Annotated in this window: 23 protein-coding genes; 9 read left to right on the top strand and 14 right to left on the bottom strand. The window is 68.4% G+C overall.

All coding sequences use genetic code 11. The features are described from left to right. Positions 1-80: 80 nt before the first annotated feature. Both O7553_RS02005 and O7553_RS02000 read left to right on the top strand, forming a co-directional pair. Positions 81-617: a hypothetical protein gene (locus O7553_RS02005; protein WP_281553197.1), complete on the top strand. Its 537-nt coding sequence runs from the start codon at positions 81-83 to the stop codon at positions 615-617. Further along, the gene (locus O7553_RS02000; RefSeq protein ID WP_281553196.1) at positions 604-1104 is read left to right on the top strand and encodes a hypothetical protein; all 501 of its coding nucleotides are present in this window, start codon (positions 604-606) and stop codon (positions 1102-1104) included. Before O7553_RS02005 ends, O7553_RS02000 begins: the two co-directional genes overlap by 14 nt. A gap of 236 nt (positions 1105-1340) precedes the next feature. On the opposite strand, the gene O7553_RS01995 is transcribed toward O7553_RS02000, so the two are convergent. From O7553_RS01995 to O7553_RS01985, 3 genes are all read right to left on the bottom strand, one after another. Continuing rightward, positions 1341-1889, bottom strand: coding sequence for an SMI1/KNR4 family protein (locus tag O7553_RS01995; RefSeq protein ID WP_281553195.1), 549 nt, complete (start codon positions 1887-1889; stop codon positions 1341-1343). Between the two features lie 52 nt (positions 1890-1941). Continuing rightward, positions 1942-3063: an XRE family transcriptional regulator gene (locus O7553_RS01990; protein ID WP_281553194.1), complete on the bottom strand. Its 1122-nt coding sequence runs from the start codon at positions 3061-3063 to the stop codon at positions 1942-1944. Positions 3064-3261: 198 nt separating this feature from the next. Beyond that, entirely contained in the window at positions 3262-3408 is a 147-nt protein-coding gene (locus O7553_RS01985; protein ID WP_281553193.1) for a hypothetical protein, read from the bottom strand. 210 nt (positions 3409-3618) lie between these two features. Between O7553_RS01985 and O7553_RS01980 the strand changes: the two genes are divergently transcribed. Continuing rightward, positions 3619-5022 (top strand): hypothetical protein, encoded by a 1404-nt coding sequence (locus O7553_RS01980; protein ID WP_281553192.1) that lies wholly within the window; start codon positions 3619-3621, stop codon positions 5020-5022. A 41-nt stretch (positions 5023-5063) separates the two neighbouring features. Here the strand turns inward: O7553_RS01980 and O7553_RS01975 are convergent, their stop codons facing one another. From O7553_RS01975 to O7553_RS01960, 4 genes are all read right to left on the bottom strand, one after another. Further along, entirely contained in the window at positions 5064-5789 is a 726-nt protein-coding gene (locus O7553_RS01975; protein ID WP_281553191.1) for a GPP34 family phosphoprotein, read from the bottom strand. Continuing rightward, a complete protein-coding gene (locus O7553_RS01970) occupies positions 5786-6043 on the bottom strand; it encodes a flavin reductase (RefSeq protein WP_281553184.1) in 258 nt (85 codons plus the stop codon). The genes O7553_RS01975 and O7553_RS01970 overlap by 4 nt, the downstream gene beginning before the upstream one ends. Continuing rightward, positions 6040-6300: a hypothetical protein gene (locus O7553_RS01965; protein ID WP_281553183.1), complete on the bottom strand. Its 261-nt coding sequence runs from the start codon at positions 6298-6300 to the stop codon at positions 6040-6042. Before O7553_RS01965 ends, O7553_RS01970 begins: the two co-directional genes overlap by 4 nt. A 61-nt stretch (positions 6301-6361) precedes the next feature. Further along, positions 6362-6778: a DivIVA domain-containing protein gene (locus O7553_RS01960; protein ID WP_281553182.1), complete on the bottom strand. Its 417-nt coding sequence runs from the start codon at positions 6776-6778 to the stop codon at positions 6362-6364. A 250-nt stretch (positions 6779-7028) separates the two neighbouring features. On the opposite strand from O7553_RS01960, the gene O7553_RS01955 reads away from it, so the two are divergent. Continuing rightward, positions 7029-7463, top strand: a complete 435-nt coding sequence (locus O7553_RS01955) for an NUDIX domain-containing protein (protein ID WP_281555423.1) — start codon at positions 7029-7031, stop codon at positions 7461-7463. On the opposite strand, the gene O7553_RS01950 is transcribed toward O7553_RS01955, so the two are convergent. Genes O7553_RS01950 through O7553_RS01940 form a run of 3 tightly spaced genes read right to left on the bottom strand, consistent with a single transcriptional unit; the run spans position 7450 to position 10252 of the window. Beyond that, a complete protein-coding gene (locus O7553_RS01950) occupies positions 7450-8523 on the bottom strand; it encodes an NAD-dependent epimerase/dehydratase family protein (protein WP_281553190.1) in 1074 nt (357 codons plus the stop codon). The genes O7553_RS01955 and O7553_RS01950 overlap by 14 nt on opposite strands. Beyond that, entirely contained in the window at positions 8520-9263 is a 744-nt protein-coding gene (locus O7553_RS01945; RefSeq protein ID WP_281553189.1) for a hypothetical protein, read from the bottom strand. Before O7553_RS01945 ends, O7553_RS01950 begins: the two co-directional genes overlap by 4 nt. Beyond that, a complete protein-coding gene (locus O7553_RS01940; RefSeq protein WP_281553188.1) occupies positions 9263-10252 on the bottom strand; it encodes a radical SAM protein in 990 nt (329 codons plus the stop codon). Before O7553_RS01940 ends, O7553_RS01945 begins: the two co-directional genes overlap by 1 nt. 203 nt (positions 10253-10455) lie before the next feature. Here O7553_RS01940 and O7553_RS01935 point away from each other — a divergent pair, with 203 nt between their 5' ends. Both O7553_RS01935 and O7553_RS01930 read left to right on the top strand, forming a co-directional pair. After that, on the top strand, positions 10456-11229 hold the full coding sequence (locus tag O7553_RS01935; protein ID WP_281553187.1) for an aminotransferase class IV family protein: 774 nt from the start codon (positions 10456-10458) through the stop codon (positions 11227-11229). 18 nt (positions 11230-11247) lie between these two features. Beyond that, on the top strand, positions 11248-12222 hold the full coding sequence (locus O7553_RS01930; RefSeq protein WP_281553186.1) for an SUMF1/EgtB/PvdO family nonheme iron enzyme: 975 nt from the start codon (positions 11248-11250) through the stop codon (positions 12220-12222). 73 nt (positions 12223-12295) lie between these two features. Here the strand turns inward: O7553_RS01930 and O7553_RS01925 are convergent, their stop codons facing one another. The 4 genes from O7553_RS01925 to O7553_RS01910 form a co-directional block, all read right to left on the bottom strand. Next, on the bottom strand, positions 12296-13018 hold the full coding sequence (locus O7553_RS01925; protein WP_281553185.1) for a GPP34 family phosphoprotein: 723 nt from the start codon (positions 13016-13018) through the stop codon (positions 12296-12298). Then, entirely contained in the window at positions 13015-13272 is a 258-nt protein-coding gene (locus tag O7553_RS01920; protein ID WP_281553184.1) for a flavin reductase, read from the bottom strand. Before O7553_RS01920 ends, O7553_RS01925 begins: the two co-directional genes overlap by 4 nt. Next, the gene (locus tag O7553_RS01915) at positions 13269-13529 is read right to left on the bottom strand and encodes a hypothetical protein (protein WP_281553183.1); all 261 of its coding nucleotides are present in this window, start codon (positions 13527-13529) and stop codon (positions 13269-13271) included. The genes O7553_RS01920 and O7553_RS01915 overlap by 4 nt, the downstream gene beginning before the upstream one ends. Positions 13530-13590: 61 nt before the next feature. Beyond that, entirely contained in the window at positions 13591-14007 is a 417-nt protein-coding gene (locus O7553_RS01910; RefSeq protein WP_281553182.1) for a DivIVA domain-containing protein, read from the bottom strand. 1031 nt (positions 14008-15038) lie between these two features. On the opposite strand from O7553_RS01910, the gene O7553_RS01905 reads away from it, so the two are divergent. From O7553_RS01905 to O7553_RS01895, 3 genes are read left to right on the top strand one after another with little or no spacing between them, the layout of a single operon-like run. Beyond that, a complete protein-coding gene (locus O7553_RS01905) occupies positions 15039-16316 on the top strand; it encodes an IS4 family transposase (RefSeq protein ID WP_281553181.1) in 1278 nt (425 codons plus the stop codon). Then, entirely contained in the window at positions 16279-16509 is a 231-nt protein-coding gene (locus O7553_RS01900) for a hypothetical protein (protein WP_281553180.1), read from the top strand. Before O7553_RS01905 ends, O7553_RS01900 begins: the two co-directional genes overlap by 38 nt. 11 nt (positions 16510-16520) lie before the next feature. Then, on the top strand, positions 16521-17822 hold the full coding sequence (locus O7553_RS01895; RefSeq protein WP_281553179.1) for a hypothetical protein: 1302 nt from the start codon (positions 16521-16523) through the stop codon (positions 17820-17822). The last annotated feature ends 130 nt before the right edge of the window (positions 17823-17952 follow it).

The following is a 17952-nucleotide window of genomic DNA, read 5'->3' as shown; positions in this document are numbered from 1 at the left end:
ACCGGCGACCAAGCCCCGCGAGATGGTCCGGCCAGAGAACCCTGTCGCGCCGCGTTACGGCGAGGGCGATGATCGGGTCCATGACCAGCTTCCCGGCGCAGGCGCGCCGCGTACGCGACAGCACGCTTGCGCCACAACGCAGGCTGTCCGCGTTGCGGGAGTGCACCCAGCACTGCGCGCCGTACGGATTCCGCGCCACCTGGCATTACCTGGTCGCCTCCGCGCGCATCCCACGCCGGCCCGACGACGACCCCGGCGCGCTCGTCCGCGCCGTCGACGAACTGCAGCGGGTACGCGACGTGGTCCTGCCCCGCGCAGCCGAGTACGCCGGCCAGCGCCGTCAGGAGAAGCTGGCTGGCCGGCGGTGCTTACGGACATCGCCGCCCTGGAACTCGTGGGGCTGGTCAGACATCGCCTACTGCCCCGACCCGGAACACCACCCGACAGCACCACTGGACACCGTCGTCCAAGCGGTCCTCGACCGCCAAGCAGCCGGCATCAACTCCGATACGCACTGCCTCGCGTGCGGCAACGAACGGCACCGACCCGGCCGCGTCTGCCCGACCTGCGGCGTCCATCCAGCCGGTCGCGCCGGACGCTGGTATGGCGCTGGCTGACATCGACGAATTGCTGCCCCGCTCGCGTTCGCCTCGGGACTACCTGGATCTCGTCGCCGATCCTCGAATCGACCAGGCGGTGTTGCATACCCTGGCGACCAGCCCGTACTCGTTCGTGCGCCAAGCGGTCGCCGAACATCCGCTCGCCGACGCACGAACCCTGTCTACCTTGCCGACAGACGACCTCGACCGATGGGATCGCAATCGCTTGCTCGCCACGACCGCCCGGCACCCGAACGCCGACCGGACAGTGCTGCTCGGCGTACTGGCGCAAACGCTGATGATGCTGCGGCTGCCGGACGTCAGGCCGTATGCCTGTGCCCTCGCCCTGGCTGAGCGTCCCGAGCTTGAACCCTTCGAGGTGTCGGCCCTCAACGATCAGCCTGGCGCCTCCCGCCGGATGCGCCGCGGTGTGCGTCGTCGTCTGGCCATGCGTCCACCAGCCCACCGATCGTTGTCGTCACCGGACTACGCCGATCGATCATGATCTGGCTCGCGCCTACTGCCGGCGCGCGTGCTCACGTGCCGGCGGGTAGCCGGGCTGGTCTGGCATCCAAATGTGTCGTCGAGGTGAGGCTGACGCACGTCAAAATCGCGAGGTGAGGTATCTGAGCCTCACCTCGATGAAGTCCCCGCCGTCTCGACACCCGTGTCCGCCGCCCGCAGTACGGGCGACGAGCTCTGTCGTCACTGATTCGGGCGATCCCATGACGTCCGCTTCTCTCAGCACTCGTCGTACTCGCTCTCGGGCCGCAGAGCCTGCAGGAAGGACACGAAGTCTGGGGCGAGCACGGTCACCTGGTAGTCCCACTCTTGATCTACATGGACCACCTGCGGCTCGCCGTCCGGGCCGCAGTCCCGGTAGTCGAACGCGATCATGTCGTGCCCAGCAGAGGGGCAGGTTGCGAAGTACACGCCGATCGGCGGATAGGCCCATTCCTCGATCCAGAACCGACTGCCGGCTTCACCTGCCAGCGAGTATCGCTTCTTCCTCCCGATCCCCATGATGCCGTCCACGGCGACGTGATCCTGCGCCCATGTGGTCCGGCTCGGCGCAGGGCAGCACGGGTCACGCGGTATCCCGCCGTTGTGCGACCTCATCAGCGTCAGGTACGACGTCGGCAGACGGAAGCCCAGTTCGGCCTGCACCGATGCGATCAGAGCGTCCGACGGCGGCGCGTCGACGTAGGTGTCAAGCGCGTACTCGCTGTCGTCCCAGAACGAGGCCACAGCAAGGCCAGGATAGGCGTGCTGGACGAATTCATGGAGCATAGTGCTCCTTGCGACCGGTGACGATTGCCGTGCTGTACCTGTCAGCTGGCCATCATGGGCTGCTGGTTCGCAGCGACGCTTCGATGGGCATCGGGTGCGGGGAGGGCAGGTCGTCGAGGGTCACGGTCCGGTGCAGCAGCTCGACGACCCGGTCCGCGCTGATCACGCCGCGCCGGTAGGCGCGCATCGCCGCCTGCGCGTACGCCGGGGCGAGCGCCGGAGACCGAAGCTCCTGCGCGAACCGCGCGCCGCGTACCTCGAGGTAGTCGCCGGCAGTCGGCCGCTGCACCTGCAGCAGCTCGAACTCGGCCCGGGAGATCAGCTCCAAGGTGTACGCGTGGGAAACGGCCGCCGACCAGCTCACCCGGTATTCGGCGGCCAGGACGATCAGCCGTTGCCGAGGGTGGTCCCACTCGCCCGACAGCTCGGCCCAGCGGGCAATGACCGACGTTCGTGGCATGAGGAAGTGGATCGCGAAGGCGTCGATCAGCGCTTCGCGGTCGGACCGGCCGGAGCCGCCACCGACGTCCGCTGTGTACTCATCGGCGAGCAGGTGGTGACCGAGCTCGTGCGCGAGATTCACCCGCCGCCGACCGGCGATCGCGGCACCGTTGACCAGCGCCACACCTGTTTGACCAACCCGCAGGTAGCCGCCGTCGATCACCCCCGGACCCAGGTCGAGCGAGAACGCGAGCAGGCCCAGCCGCTCGACCGCCGCCTGCAGGTCGACCAGGGGGCCGTCTCCGCAGCCGAGCAGGGCGCGCGCTTCGGCCGCGCCGGCTTCCGCTTCGGCGAGTGTGGTGACGCCCGATTGCAGGCCTGTGGCCGCCATCGTCAGTGCTCCGACGTCGGACAGCAGCTCGACGTCGCGGCTCACGCGGTCCAGCGCGTCTTCCAGTCGCTGCACGTCCTGGTCGGCCGAGATCCCGGCCCGCCTGCTGACGAGGGTCTCCGCCGGGGCGGTGAGAAACCATTCGACGGTACGGCCGAGCAGCTCGGCGATCCGTGCCAGCTCAAGCGCGTCCAGTTGACGCTGGCCGAGCTCGACACGGGTCAACGCCGAACGGTGTATGTCGAGTCGTTCGGCCAGCTCACGCTGGCTGAACCCGGCCAGCTCGCGGGCAGCGGCCACCCGGCCGCCCACCGCTGCCCAGCTTCGCAGCCGCGCACGCATCGGAGCTCCACTCTTCTACTACGGTGCGAAAATCACACCCCTCTATGGATACCCGGCAAGGCACCCGTGCAGGCGACGGCGTGTTCCTGTCCCACCCGTGGCCCAGTCACGTCAACCGCCTGGGCAGCTGCGCTTCTCCATCAAACAGGGCACCGCGCTGCCAGAACAGTCAAGCAGTCTGGTCTATACGCCGAGAACTCACTTCGAACTCCACGAGTCAATCGTCAGCCTCGCGCAGGGCTGCCGGCGCGGCTTGGCGAACGCTTCAAGATCGTTTAACGCGATCTTGATCGGGACCACGAGGAGATCAGACAGCTCACTCAGGTGGATGACGATCTTGCGCAAGCCGACAGGGATCCTGATCAACCTGCTAGCGACGCCGGCAGATGCAAGCCGTTGCGTAGTCGGCGGGTCAACTAACTCGGCTGAGACCAAGACCTGTCACTGGGACCAGGTGCTCGGACCTCGCAACGTTCAGCATCGACTTTCATCGCTGTTTATCGAGACCACGCATAGGGCAATGCCAGCCTGCAACGCCAGACGCAGCATACGGAGGTGGCGATCATGGATGTTCTGGGCGACGTCCTTTTCCCGGTAGCAAGCGGGCTGATCGTTGCTGCGACCGGCACCATTTTGGGGATCCTGTGGCGGAAGCGTCGGGTTCCGACCGCGTTGGTCCGATCCGTCTGGCGAGCCACATACCTCGGCAGCGTACTCCGGGAGTCGCTCCGCGTAGGCGTCTCAGAGCTCTCCGTGGTCGCACCACGGTTGTCTCCAGCCGGCCAGGAGAAGCACGTCGCGGAGATCCAGGACTCGTGGGACGAAATCAACAAACGCGGCAGGGTCCGCGTGCTGACCTTGGACTCCGACAATTGTCTGCGAGCAGGCTCTGAACTTGTCTCTCGTGGAATCGATGTCAACGTCGCCGAGCGCGGCCTAGGCGCAGAAAGCCTTAGCTACCATATTTTCTCTGGGCAAAACGGAATCGAACCGACCGCGATCGTCAACCATCACAACAAGGATCGTGACCAGCCGGCGCGAATCTCCGGCACCAGCCCGGTCCAAGTGTTCGGCGACCATTTCGAAAAAGAATGGCGCGCATCAAACTCCCTCGAAACGGTTATAGCAGAAAAGATTCTCAACCAGGCCGGAGAAGGCGGGACCCCCAATGTCGCGCAGGTCGTCCGATCACTTCAGGCCGCCCGCCACAACCTTGGCCTGAGCAACGGCGTGGTGGAGAAGGTGCTCCCGCACCTGGCCTTCCGCCACAGTGCATCCGTCATATTCGTTGTCGGACTCCCTGGAACCGGGAAATCCCATCTCCGCAAGATTATCGTCGAGATGCTCCAGCGCAGCCGGGTTCGATGCCGCTCGCTCAGCGACTACCCATACGCCTTCCAGGGCTTCATCCACGAACTACTCAAGCTTGAAGGGACGACGACTGGTGGGTTCACGCCATACCCCGGTGGCGCGTTCACCGTCGGGAGCGAAAGCGTCTTGACGCCTGCGCTGCGTGCGCTCGCCAACGTCGTACGGAACACTCTGAACGAGTCGGAGGTGACGTTGGTTGAGTTCGCACGATCGGACCTAGTTAGGGCGCTGTACGAATTCGATGACATCCGGTCGCGATCCCAGGTCCTGTACGTAACTGCGCCGGCGGAACTGCGTGCCACGCGACTGCGCCGACGTGCGGAGCCACCCGAGTCCCGCATCGACGGCGGAACGCTATCCTTGGTCCTGCCGGACAACCACCTGCTACCCAGCATCGCCGAGCAAGGGCTCTACGGCTCGGACGACTCGCACCAGCTTGCCCGTCACCTCCGGTGGCGCGGTCGCGTGCACCAGATCGACAACAGCATCGATGATGGTGGTCAGCGAGCCCAAGGTTCGTTGGATCGGTTCGTGAGCCAAATCGTGGACCAGTATCGTCCCACCGAGGTAGTCGGTTCACGCAGGTAGTTCGATCTTTCAAGGGGATGCAGCAGGGTTAGTGGGGAGGGTCAGCGGCGGCGGTGGGCGGCGCCGTCGAGGCGGTGGCGGGCGATCGTGAACAGTTCGGCGATCTCGGCCGGCAGGCGGGCTGCGGTCTCCCGGTGCAGATGACGGCGGGCCGCCGCCGGCAGGCCGGTGAGCACGAAGTCGTCCAGCCCGGTCACCAGACACAACCCGCCCAGCCGCGCCTCAAAAGCCGGCAACGGTTCACCGCGCTGTAGGCGTACGGTCAGACGGGCCCAGGCCCAGGCGGCCCGGTTCATGTCCGCCGGCACATGGACCACGGCGGTGGTCAGCAGCCGGCGGCGTACCGTCCGGGGCCGGACCACGCCCGCCGCGGTCAGCCGCCGCGCGACCTGGCCGTGCGCCCGCGGCGCCAGCAACGCCAACCACGTCCCCACCCGCCGGTGCCTCGGCTCCGCGTCCAGCCAGCGCAGGATCCAGCCGCCGAGCACGTCCACCGGCACGTGCCGCGCGGCCAGCCACAACCGGCCGTCGTGCACCCGCAACGCGCCCGCGTCGACCAGGTCGGCCAGCAGCGCGGCGGCCAGACCGTACCCGACCGGCCCGGCCGGCAGACGCGGCCGACCCGTCACATCATCATGCGCCAGCAGGAAGAACTCGTCCGCCAGCAGCGGCGACCGGCCCCGTACCGCCGCAGCCGGCACCGGCACCCCACCACCGGAAGCAACAGCGGCGGCGGCCGTGGTGGTCCGGGTGCGGTAGACCGTCATGCCGGCCCCCGCCGCCGCGCCCACGCGATGAACCGCGCGTACGTCTGCTCCGGAGTCAGGCCGGGCAGGTCACGGGCGGCTTCGGCGGCGAGCTCGGCCACGTACATGCATCGGCCGATCCGGTCGAAGCTCGCCAGCAGCTCGGCGCGGGCCGGCTCGCACGGCCACGGCCGGCGGCAGGCCCGGCACCGCCACGACGGACGCCACGCCACATGCCCGACCCGGCCCACCACGGCCACCACCCGCGCGGTCACCGCCCGACCCGCCGCCGGGCCCGGCCGGGCCACACCCAGGTCCGCCGCAGGGTCGCGGTCCGCGCCGGCTGCGGCGCCCACCGACGCCCGGCCGCCTCGACCTGCGCGGGCAGCAGCCCGCCGGTCGGACACGCCGGGCAGGTCAGGGTACGGCCGCAGCCGGGACACCAGCGGTGCCGATGCCGACACAAACCGAACCCGACCACCGCGCCGACCAGCAGCGCGATGATGGCGGCGAGCACCACATCCAGCATCAAGCTACCCCTCCCCCTGCATCGTCCACTGTGTTCACCTGCCGGCGGGCCGGGGTCGACCGGATCAGGCCGGCATCCCGGCCTGGAACTGCCGCGACTGCCAGTCCCGCAACGCCTGCTTGATCCGCACGTTCTCGTCCCGGGTGACCGCCAACTCGGCCCGCACCGCCGCCAACTCGTCGGCGACCAGGTGCAGGAAGGCGCGTACCTCGGTCGGGTCACAACCGCGCCGGGTGCGGACCGGGAACCGCCGGTCGCGGACCAGCCCGGGGCTGATCGACGGCCGCACCACGCTTGCGCCGTAGTAGAGGTGGGTGGCGGAGTTGCCGCCGTGCCGGGCCGGCGGACGCGACCCGCCGCCGACGCCAGCAGCAGCCGGAGGCCGGGCGGGCGGCCGGGTCTGGTCGGCGAGGCTGGCGAGCAGCCGGGCCTGCCGCCGAGTACGCCGAGGGAACAGGACACGGTCGAGGAGTCTGCGCACGGGTGGGACCGCCCTTTCGAAGGTCACGGGATCGCCGCTACATCGCGGTTCGGTGGGGAAGGTGGGATGGGCGGCCCGACCCCGAACGGGGGCGCGGAGGTCGGGCCGCCCGCCCTGCGCACGCAGCCACAAACGGCGAGTACGCCCACAGGGCCGCTGGTACGGACATCCGACGGCACACGTCGCCGAACGCCGGGATCGACGCCACCCTTCTTCAGGGCAGCAGTAGGCTGCTCGGGTGGCAGAACGAGTGGATGCTCGGATTGCAGGCGTGATCTTGGTCGATCCGGCAGGTCGAGTGTTGTTGCAGCTCCGTGACGGCAACACCCACGTAGACCCGCACCGCTGGTGCTTGCCGGGCGGGAACGTCGACCCAGGCGAGGACCCACTGACGGCCGCTCACCGCGAGCTGATCGAGGAGACCGGTCTCAAGGTGGATGAGCTGCACCTGTTCTGGCAGGGTCTCGCCCCGTCGGCGAAGTTTCCCGGCGCGGTTGGCGAGTTCTCGATCTTCTACGCGCCAACCGACGCCACCGACGAGGATGTGGTCTGCGGGGAGGGTGCCGCGATGCGATTCGTGGCCGGCACCGACGTGCGCGCCTTGGAGTTCGGCCAGGCCTACGGCGAGATCGTCCCGCGCTTCCTGGACTCTCCGCTGTACCACGAGCTGATCACCGCCGGTTGACCCACGTATCCCGGTTGACCTCGTACATCTCGGCCAGGATCGCCTCCACGTCGTAGCTGTACCACCAGTTCGGGTAGTGACTGGCGAACTTCGCCGTGCTGCCGACCCACCAGATGTGGTCACCGATCCGGTTCTCCTCGTGATATTCGGTGATCATCTGCTCGCCGGTGATCTTCTCGGCGAGTGCGGTCGCCTCCATCAGGCTGACGTGTGAGTGCCTGCCGCCGCCCATGTTGTAGATCTCGCCTGGGCGTGGTGCGCGGAAGAACGCCTCGAACGCGGCGACCAGGTCATGGGAGTGGATCGCGTCGCGGACTTGCTTGCCCTGGTACCCGAAGATTCGGTATGTGCGTTGCTCCATGGCGCAGCGCATCAGGTAGGCCAGGAACCCGTGCAGCTCGGCCGCTGCGTGCGCTGGTCCGGTTAGGGTGCCGCATCGGAACGTGGCGGTGTTGAGGCCGAAGTAGCGGCCGTACTCCTGCACCGCGATGTCCGCTGCGACCTTGCCGACGCCGAAGATCGAATGAAGGCACGAGTCGATGGGCATCTCCTCGGTGATCCCGTCGGCGTATTCGTGGCCGGGTTCGATCTCCCACCGGGTGTCCAGCTCGACGAGGGGAAGCTGGTTGGGGCGGTCGCCGTAGACCTTGTTGGTAGAGGTGAAGATGAACGCCGCGTCCGGGCAGTGGTTGCGGGTGTGTTCGAGCATGTTGACGGTGCCGACGGCGTTGACGTCGAAGTCCGTCAACGGTTCGCGTACTGCCCAGTCGTGGCTTGGTTGGCCGGCCGCGTGCACCACCACGGCGATACTGCTGCCGTAGTGGGCGAAGACCTTGCCGAGCGCCGTGCGGTCGCGGATGTCGTGCTCCAGGTGGGTGTACCGGTCTCCGAGCTCGTTGATCAGCTTGATGGCGTTGGGCAGTGTGGTGCCGTCCTTGCCGAAGAAGTACCGGCGCATGTCGTTGTCGATGCCCACGACGTCCAGGCCGAGGCTGGCGAAGTGGCGTACGGTCTCCGACCCGATGAGTCCAGCCGAGCCGGTCACGATGGCGACGCTCACGCAGTGACACTCCGTTCTTGGTAAGTGGTCCACATCCGGATCTGCTGCCGGGCGTGGTCGAGGTCCGCCGGGAAGTTGATGTTGTGCCCGGCGGGGAAGCCGATCGGCGCGACGAGCGCACCGCGCGGGATGCTCCAGGTGATGTAGTCGGCGATGCTGGTCGATCGGGCCGCGAAGTCCGGCGCATCGGCGACCATGCGTCGTGTCCAGTGCCATGCGCCCAACGGCACCAGGCCGGACGGTTGGGCGCTCCAGCTGACGGCGGTCACGAGTCCGCTGTCGTCGACCACGACGGCTGGTCCGTTCGGGTTGGCGCTGGCTGGTGCGACGCCCATGCACAGGTCGGCGTGCGGGCCGAGCCGGTCGGCGAGGATGAGGAAGTTCCGGAGGGCACCGGGATGGGTGATCGTGTCGGCCTCGATCACGCTGAACCGCTCGCCGTAGCGAGCGCAGTCCACTACGTCGGGCAGGTAGCCGGTCGGCGGGCCGATGCTGATCTCCACCGGTTGGAGGTGCCTGCAGGCAAGCGCGGCGGCCTTCGCGTCAGGCTCGCGCAGGTGCAAGTACAGCCGCGTGGGCCGGACAGATTGAAGCTCCTGCAAGATCCAGCCGAGGATCGGACGGTCCCCCACCATTTCGATGGTCTTGTGCTTGCCTCGCGCCACCGCCTGTAGCCGAGTGCCGAAACCACGGGCGAGGATGATCACCGGGTGGTCGACCACCATCACGGGAAGCGCCATCACGACCTCCCAGCTTCGGTGAGGAACACCGAACCGCCCGCCGTCAGTCCAGCCTGCGCGATCACGTCCATGACGTACTCGAAGCCGGATACCTTGCGCTCCTTGCCGTAGATCAGGTACTTGTCGCGGAACTCGGCCGGGGTGGCGTTGAAGACGATCACGTTCGCCCCGGCGTCGAACCCGCGGCGCTGACCGCCGTCGACGCTGGCGCGCATGGCGCTGACCGAGGGGATCGCCCATGCCGGCTGCGCGAGCCGCATCGCTGCGATCACCTTCAGGGTCAGCTCAACGTCCCCGGCGGGTGCGTCAGCCAAGGGGGTGTCCGGCGCGGGGACGAACGGGGCCGCCGACATCATGTGTACGCCCATGTCCCGGCACATCACGATGTCCCGCGCGATGCTGTCCAGTGTCTGGCCGGGCAGGCCGACGATCATCCCCGAGCCGACGCGGTAGCCGAGGTCCAGGAGGTCCGCCGTGCACGAAAGACGCCGGTCAAGGGCCTCGTGTCGCACCCGTAGGTGCAGGTTCGGATCGGAGGTCTCGTGCTTGATGATGTAGCTCGTCGCGCCCTGCTCACGTAGCCAGGCGTACTCCGCACGAGTCTTGTTGCCGAGATTCAACAGCAGTTCCACTCTGCCGCCGTACAGGTCGGCGATCGTGGACAGTGCTGTCCCGACCGATCTGGTGGTCTGCGGCACCTCGCCACCTTGCAGGCAGATCACGTTGACGCCGAGGGCGTGCACGCCGACCGCCGTCTCGATCATCTCGGCAGGTGATTGGTGGAACACGTCGTTGGCGCGGGTGTTGGATCGACGCATCGGGCAGAAGTCGCAGTCGACTCGGCACAGGTTCGTCACCTCGATAACCGCGCGTACTACCACCTGGTCGCCGTACACGTCGGCGCGGACTGCGCGGGCCTGGGCGAACAGCCCTTCTCGTTCGGAGCCGCGCAGGGTGAGCAGGGCTCGGATGTCGCGTTCGTCGAGCAAGGGACTCTCCTCTTCATCGGGCGCGGTGGCGCGGAAAGGGAGCTACCGACGTCATGGACCGGTCGGCCGTAACGGGGCGTAGCCATACTCGCGCCCCTCGGAAGCATCGGGGAATGTCGTTCTGCCACCTCGGTGCCGAACTTCTGCCGAACTTGGCAGACCCAGCAGTGCCGGGAATCGGAGCAATGCGAGAGACTGGCACCATGCTGCTGAACGGCCGGCCGGTTGATCTAGATCAATTGAAGATCCTCGGTCTCTCCAACTACGGTCACTTCACGTCCATGCGAGTGGACGGCGGCCGGGTGCGCGGCTTAACGCTGCACCTTGACCGGCTGACGAGGGACTGTCGCGTACTCTTCGGCGCGGAACTCGATCGAGACGAGGTACGCAGCTATGTCCGGCAGGCGGTGGACGGTTCTGCCGAGTCGATCGTTGCCCGAGTCACGGTGTTCGACCCGAATCTCGAACTTGGGCATCCCGCCAGCGCATCAAGCCCTCAGGTGCTCGTCACGACGCGCCCGGCGTCGTTGGTCCCGCCGCCGCCGCTGACGCTCACCACCTGCCCGTACGACCGGGACGCTCCAGCCGTCAAGCACATCGGCTTGTTCGCGACGCTGTACCACCGCCGGCAGGCTCAGCTCGCTGGCTTCGATGATGTCCTGCTCGTGGACGGCGAGGGCTTCATTTCCGAAGGGGCGACCTGGAACATCGGCCTGGTCGAAGGCGACGAGATCGTGTGGCCGCAGGCACCCGTCTTGCCGGGAATCACGATGGCGCTGATTCAGCAGGAGCGTGCGGGGCTTCAGCGCCGCGTCAACCTGGCGGAGCTGGATCGTTACACCGCAGCGTTTGCCACCAACGCTGCTGTTGGAGTCCGGGATATCGTCGCGGTCGACGCGGCCCGATGGACCGATACGGTTCCGCTGATCGAGCAGATCCGCAAGGAGTACAGCGCCATCCCCGGCGAGCCACTCTGACAAGCTTCGCATCGAAACATGCAGCGACACTTGACCGGCGGCGAGGAAGTGGAGGAGTCGCAGGTGGCCACCGTACGTCAGTGGTCCGGCAGGGAGGTCCGGGCACTACGCGAAGCGCGCCGGATGAGCGTTCGCGAGTTCGCCGAGCACCTGGGCGTGTCAGACCGCATGGTGTCCAAATGGGAAGCTGGCGGTCAAGCGATCAAGCCACGTCCGATGAACCAGGCGGCACTCGACACCTCACTTGAGCGTGCCGGTACTGATGCGCAGGCACGCTTCGCGCTGCAGATCGATGCGTCAGTCATCGCATCGATACCCGAGCAGGCTCCGTCGCCCGAGACGGCGCATGTGCGTCATCCTGCGGACGGCAAGGCGATGGCGCTGGTCGACGCAGGTGTGTACCTCAGCGGCGCGAACAACGAACCAGTCTGGCTTCCCGCCTTCTACATCGACGTCCGTCCCACGACGAACGCGGACTATTCGCGGTTCATCGACGCGACCGGCTACAAGCCTCCCGGCCACTGGCCAGGAGGCATCTGTCCCTCGGAACTGGCCGACCACCCAGTGGTCTTCGTGACCTGGAAAGACGCGAGCGCCTACGCACGCTGGGCGGACAAGAGCCTGCCGAGCTCGCAGCAGTGGGAGAAGGCAGCGCGTGGCCCGACCGGCAGCGTCTATCCCTGGGGCAACCAGCCGACCCCTGCCAAGTGCAACGTCCGCGAAGGCGGCATCAGGGACACCACGCCCGTCGGCCGCTACCAGAGCGGAACGAGCATCTACGGGGTCTTCGACCTGTGTGGCAACGTCTGGGAGTGGTGTCGGACGGAGACGACACCGGGCCGCTTCGAACTCAAGGGCAGCGCTTTCACCAGCGGCTTCGAGCGAGCCACACCCTCGAACTTCAACGACGCCGACGCCTCGATGCTCGACGACGACACCGGTTTCCGCTGCATCGTGGTGGCCGACGCTATGCAGGCAGTACTGGCCGTCTGACGCGCAGTTCGTGCCCCAAAGGACTTCCGGCCGCAAGCGCGTCAGAGACAAGCAACAGATGGGTGTCCTAGCGTCAGCGGCGGTGGGCGGCGCCGTCGAGGCGGTGGCGGGCGATGGTGAACAGTTCGCTGATCTCGGCCGGCAGGCGGGCTGCGGTCTCCCGGTGCAGGTGGCGGCGGGCCGCCGCCGGCAGGCCGGTGAGCACGAAGTCGTCCAGCCCGGTCACCAGACACAACCCGCCCAGCCGCGCCTCAAAAGCCGGCAACGGTTCACCGCGCTGTAGGCGTACGGTCAGACGGGCCCAGGCCCAGGCGGCCCGGTTCATGTCCGCCGGCACATGGACCACGGCGGTGGTCAGCAGCCGGCGGCGTACCGTCCGGGGCCGGACCACGCCCGCCGCGGTCAGCCGCCGCGCGACCTGGCCATGCGCCCGCGGCGCCAACAACGCCAACCACGTCCCCACCCGCCGGTGCCTCGGCTCCGCCGCCAGCCAGCGCAGGATCCAGCCGCCGAGCGCATCCACCGGCACGTGCCGCGCGGCCAGCCACAACCGGCCGTCGTGCACCCGCAACGCGCCCGCGTCGACCAGGTCGGCCAGCAGCGCGGCGGCCAGACCGTACCCGACCGGCCCGGCCGGCAGACGCGGCCGACCCGTCACATCATCATGCGCCAGCAGGAAGAACTCGTCCGCCAGCAGCGGCGACCGGCCCCGTACCGCCGCAGCCGGCACCGGCACCCCACCACCGGAAGCAACAGCGGCGGCGGCCGTGGTGGTCCGGGTGCGGTAGACCGTCATGCCGGCCCCCGCCGCCGCGCCCACGCGATGAACCGCGCGTACGTCTGCTCCGGAGTCAGGCCGGGCAGGTCACGGGCGGCTTCGGCGGCGAGCTCGGCCACGTACATGCATCGGCCGATCCGGTCGAAGCTCGCCAGCAGCTCGGCGCGGGCCGGCTCGCACGGCCACGGCCGGCGGCAGGCCCGGCACCGCCACGACGGACGCCACGCCACATGCCCGACCCGGCCCACCACGGCCACCACCCGCGCGGTCACCGCCCGACCCGCCGCCGGGCCCGGCCGGGCCACACCCAGGTCCGCCGCAGGGTCGCGGTCCGCGCCGGCTGCGGCGCCCACCGACGCCCGGCCGCCTCGACCTGCGCGGGCAGCAGCCCGCCGGTCGGACACGCCGGGCAGGTCAGGGTACGGCCGCAGCCGGGACACCAGCGGTGCCGATGCCGACACAAACCGAACCCGACCACCGCGCCGACCAGCAGCGCGATGATGGCGGCGAGCACCACATCCAGCATCAAGCTACCCCTCCCCCTGCATCGTCCACTGTGTTCACCTGCCGGCGGGCCGGGGTCGACCGGATCAGGCCGGCATCCCGGCCTGGAACTGCCGCGACTGCCAGTCCCGCAACGCCTGCTTGATCCGCACGTTCTCGTCCCGGGTGACCGCCAACTCGGCCCGCACCGCCGCCAACTCGTCGGCGACCAGGTGCAGGAAGGCGCGTACCTCGGTCGGGTCACAACCGCGCCGGGTGCGGACCGGGAACCGCCGGTCGCGGACCAGCCCGGGGCTGATCGACGGCCGCACCACGCTTGCGCCGTAGTAGAGGTGGGTGGCGGAGTTGCCGCCGTGCCGGGCCGGCGGACGCGACCCGCCGCCGACGCCAGCAGCAGCCGGAGGCCGGGCGGGCGGCCGGGTCTGGTCGGCGAGGCTGGCGAGCAGCCGGGCCTGCCGCCGAGTACGCCGAGGGAACAGGACACGGTCGAGGAGTCTGCGCACGGGTGGGACCGCCCTTTCGAAGGTCACGGGATCGCCGCTACATCGCGGTTCGGTGGGGAAGGTGGGATGGGCGGCCCGACCCCGAACGGGGGCGCGGAGGTCGGGCCGCCCGCCCTGCGCACGCAGCCACAAACGGCGAGTACGCCCACAGGGCCGCTGGTACGGGCGTCTCGGCGGCTCATGTTCCGCCGAACGCCGACAATCGGGAGCACTCCCGGGTTGCGTGCGGTGGCCGACGGTGCCGCGTGCACCGGCCCGGCCGGGGTGTCGATGGGGATCGCCGAGGTAGCGCCGATCGGCGAAGGAGCAGCTGAGCGCCGCTCCACGGGATCGACGCCACCCCGGCGGGTCTCCCGCAAAGGCCGAGCTGGGGCACGATTTCGGCATGCCCGCACGTCAGTTCGAGCCGCACTACCGGCGCATCATGGCCGACATCCGGCAGCGCATCCTCCGGCACGACCGGGGCCTGGCCGTCGGGCAACCTGGGCGGCACGCACCGCTTCCAGCATCACAACCCCCTTTCCGGGTACGTCCACTGTGTTGGCCGGTAGGCCTGGGCTTCTGCGCGGGGCCTGCCGCCGCTGGTCACGGGGGGCTTCCGGCGGCGGCAGGCCGCGTCGGGGTCCGGCAACGTCAGCGGTACGGCGTCTGTGCCGAACCCCGCACACACCGTGGCCGATGACTGGCCGCCTGCGGTAGGCGTCCCGCCCGGGACGGGGCGACGCTCCCCCACTACTGGAAGGGATGCTTCCCGTTGCGGAAACCATCCCCTGCCTCCCCTCTTGACATTGCGTCGTTGACGCATTCCCTGGCAGGGACAGGAATTGCTCGACGCAGATGGTTGAAGGCGGCATTCACCAGGTGGGATACTGTCCAAAATCGATTACCGCCACAGGCAGTTCGCGCCACCACGCATCAGATCGTGCGCCACACATCGGGGGTGTCATGCAGAACCATCCACTCACCGCAGCACGCGAACGCCTGGGCCCAATGCTGTTAACTTAGTGTGGGTGGGGTTATGATCGCTGGTCGTGGCGAGGGTTGAGGAGCGGGTCGCGGAGGAGTCGCGGGTTCGGTTGCCGGATCTGGTGGGTGTGGGGGTGTTGACCGCGGCGTTTCCGCCGGAGGTGGTCGATCTGGTGGTGGAGCGGTGGGACGCGCGGGAGCAGCGGTCCCGGTTGTTGCCGGCTCGGTTGGTCGTCTACTACGTGATCGCGTGTGTGTTGTTCATGGACAGCGCGTATGTGGAGGTGTGGAACAGGCTGTTGTCGGGGTTGTCGTGGGCCGGGCGGTACCGGACGCGTCGTGAGGTGGGGATGCAGCCGACGGCGGCGGCGTTGACGAAGGCTCGGGGGCGGTTGGGTCCGGAGGTGCTGGAAGGGGTGTTGGAGACCTCGTTCGGCGGGTCGGTGGTGGGGCCGGAACAGGCGCCGTGGGGGTACTTCCACGGGTTGCGGAAGGTGGCTGTCGACGGGTTCTGCCTGAACGTGGCGAGGACGCCGGAGAACGTGGCCGCGTTCGGGTCGCCGTCCAACGGGCAGGGCCCGGTGGGGTATCCGCAGGTACGGGTGGTGGCGTTGGCCGAGACGGGTACCCGTTGCCTGCGGGGGGTGGCGCTCGGTGGTCTGGGTGAGGGCGAGCAGCCGCTGGCCCGGACGCTGTGGCCGCTGCTCGGGTCCACCGATGTGGTGGTCGGTGACCGTAACTTCCTGTCGTACGAGGACCTGGGGGCGATCGCCGCGACCGGCGCGCACGCGGTGTTTCGGGTCAAGGCGGGGGTGGACCTGCCGGTGTTGCGCCGGCTGGCGGACGGCTCCTGGATCTCGCGGATCGCCGATCCGGTCGCGGCGCGCCGGCTACGGCGGCGGAAGGTCCCGCCGGCCGAGATTCCCGGTATCGAGGTACGGGTGATCGAGTACACCGTCGAGACCGAACCCGACCAGCACGGCGAGTACGAGGTCAGCGAACTGTTCTGCCTGGTCACGACCCTGCTCGATGAGCGGGCCTATCCGCTGGGGGACTTTCCCGACCTCTACCGCGACCGGTGGCGGATCGAGACCGCCATCGGAGAGGTCGAGACCCGGCTACGCGGCGGAGCCGACGTCGTGCTCCGTTCCCGTAAACCCGACCTCGTCCGCCAGGAGGTGTACGGGCTGCTCTGTCTCTACCAGGCCATCCGGCATCTGATCGTGGCCGGCGCGGAACAGGCCGGCCTGGACCCGGACCGGATATCGTTCACCCGCGCCCGCGATGCCGTCGCCCGTCACGTCAGTGACGACGCGGCGTTTTCCCCCCGAACGACTGGCTGAGCTCGTCCACGACGTCATCTACGAGATCACCGACCCGCGTAACCTGCTTCCCGCCGAACGCCGGCCACGCAGCTTCGCCCGCGAGCAGCGCCAACCCGGCCGCCGCTACCCACGCCAGAAAGACGAGTACAAGAAGCCGCTACCACCCCGCACGAAGATCAGGCTCTGGGTCACCACCAGCCAGGACCCATAAAGTTAACAGCATTGCGCCTGGGCCTGACCCGCCGGCAACTCGCCGACGCCGTCAACAAGATCCTCTACCCCGATCCCGGACAAGCCGCCCACAGCGCCTTCACCGCCAACTACCTAGGCAAACTCGAAAACGGCAAGATCCGCTACCCCGCCGAGGACTACCGCACCGCGCTGCGCATCGTCCTCAACGCCGACACCGACGACGAACTCGGATTCCGCAACCCCCGCGCAGTGGTACGGCAGGATGCTGCTGTTGTCGAATCGGAGATCAGTGCCGTCTCCGGCCACAGGAGAGTTGTGCCCGCTGCCCGTAGCGTCGGTAGTGCCGAAGGGCTGGTCGAGCAGCCCTCGGTCATCCTGGCCCGGATTCGCGAGAACAACGACGCGAGCGTCAACCACGCTCTACTGGACACGCTCGATCTCTACGTTTCGGATGTCGTCGCACGTTACGAGGAGGAAGGGCCACTCGCGCTCGCCACCGACGTGGTGCGGCAGCGACGCTGGGTGCAGAGCCTCATCCCGCTGCGGATGCAGCCCCGGTACAGCGCCCGGCTGCTCACCATCGCCGGGCAGCTCTCCGGGCTGCTCAGCTACATGTCGGTCAATCTCGGCCGGTTCAGCTCGGCGCGGGCCTACGGGATCGAGGCGTTCCAGCTCGCCGACTACGCGGAGGACCGGGAACTCAAGGCATGGGTCCGGGGCACGCAGAGCTTCGCCGAGTTCTACGACGGGCAGTACCGCAAGGCGCTCGCCTACGCCGTGGACGGCCGCCGATTCGCTGGCCGTGGAGCACAGGCGGTACGCCTCGCCGTCAACGGCGAGGCACGCGCGCACGCGAAGCTCGGCCAGACGCAGGAGGCAGAACAGGCGATCGGCACCGCCTACGAGGTGCTTTCGGACCTGTCGCCCGAGCCCGGCATGAGTTCGTGTGTCTCGTTTGGCCTCTACAGCGAGGCACGGGTGGCGTCGAACGCCGCAACGGCGTACCTCGCGCTGGGACGCACCGAGCAGGTTCTCAACCTTGCCGGCCGCGCAGTCACGATCGTCGACACGTCACCGTCCGTGTGGAGCCAGGCCCTGGTCCGGCTGGACCTGGCGACCGCGCTGGTAGACGGGGACCGACCTGACGTCGAGCAGGCCGCCGACATCGCCCGCCAAGCCATGCGAGCCTGCCAGGACAACCAGATCGAGTCGATACGTCAGCGAACCCGCGACCTCGCCACGATGGTCAGTGAGAAGTTCGACGATCCCTGCGCCGAGTCGTTCGTCGACGAGGTGCACACGTGGCTCGGCGAAGGCCGAGGGAACCGATGACCGCGCAGCCCGAAGCACTGGACCACGACCGCGAACGCCCCTGGGCCGACCAGGAGTGGGCGCAGTTCCGTCAGGTACAACGGATGGTCAACCACTGGGACCGCCCGGGATGGACGCCTGGCCGACGCTC

Source organism: Solwaraspora sp. WMMA2059, from assembly GCF_027497315.1.
Lineage (GTDB): Bacteria > Actinomycetota > Actinomycetes > Mycobacteriales > Micromonosporaceae > Micromonospora_E.
The sequence above is the reverse complement of the archived record's forward strand: the minus strand, read 5'-3'. Positions and strand labels throughout refer to the sequence as shown.

Coding starts and splice junctions, on each gene's coding strand:
- O7553_RS02005 (WP_281553197.1), top strand. CDS start 81: ATGACCAGCTTCCCGGCGCAGGCGCGCCGCGTACGCGACAGCACGCTT.
- O7553_RS01990 (WP_281553194.1), bottom strand. CDS start 3,063: ATGCGTGCGCGGCTGCGAAGCTGGGCAGCGGTGGGCGGCCGGGTGGCC.
- O7553_RS01995 (WP_281553195.1), bottom strand. CDS start 1,889: ATGCTCCATGAATTCGTCCAGCACGCCTATCCTGGCCTTGCTGTGGCC.
- O7553_RS01935 (WP_281553187.1), top strand. CDS start 10,456: ATGCTGCTGAACGGCCGGCCGGTTGATCTAGATCAATTGAAGATCCTC.
- O7553_RS01930 (WP_281553186.1), top strand. CDS start 11,248: ATGCAGCGACACTTGACCGGCGGCGAGGAAGTGGAGGAGTCGCAGGTG.
- O7553_RS02000 (WP_281553196.1), top strand. CDS start 604: ATGGCGCTGGCTGACATCGACGAATTGCTGCCCCGCTCGCGTTCGCCT.
- O7553_RS01945 (WP_281553189.1), bottom strand. CDS start 9,263: ATGGCGCTTCCCGTGATGGTGGTCGACCACCCGGTGATCATCCTCGCC.
- O7553_RS01925 (WP_281553185.1), bottom strand. CDS start 13,018: ATGACGGTCTACCGCACCCGGACCACCACGGCCGCCGCCGCTGTTGCT.
- O7553_RS01975 (WP_281553191.1), bottom strand. CDS start 5,789: ATGACGGTCTACCGCACCCGGACCACCACGGCCGCCGCCGCTGTTGCT.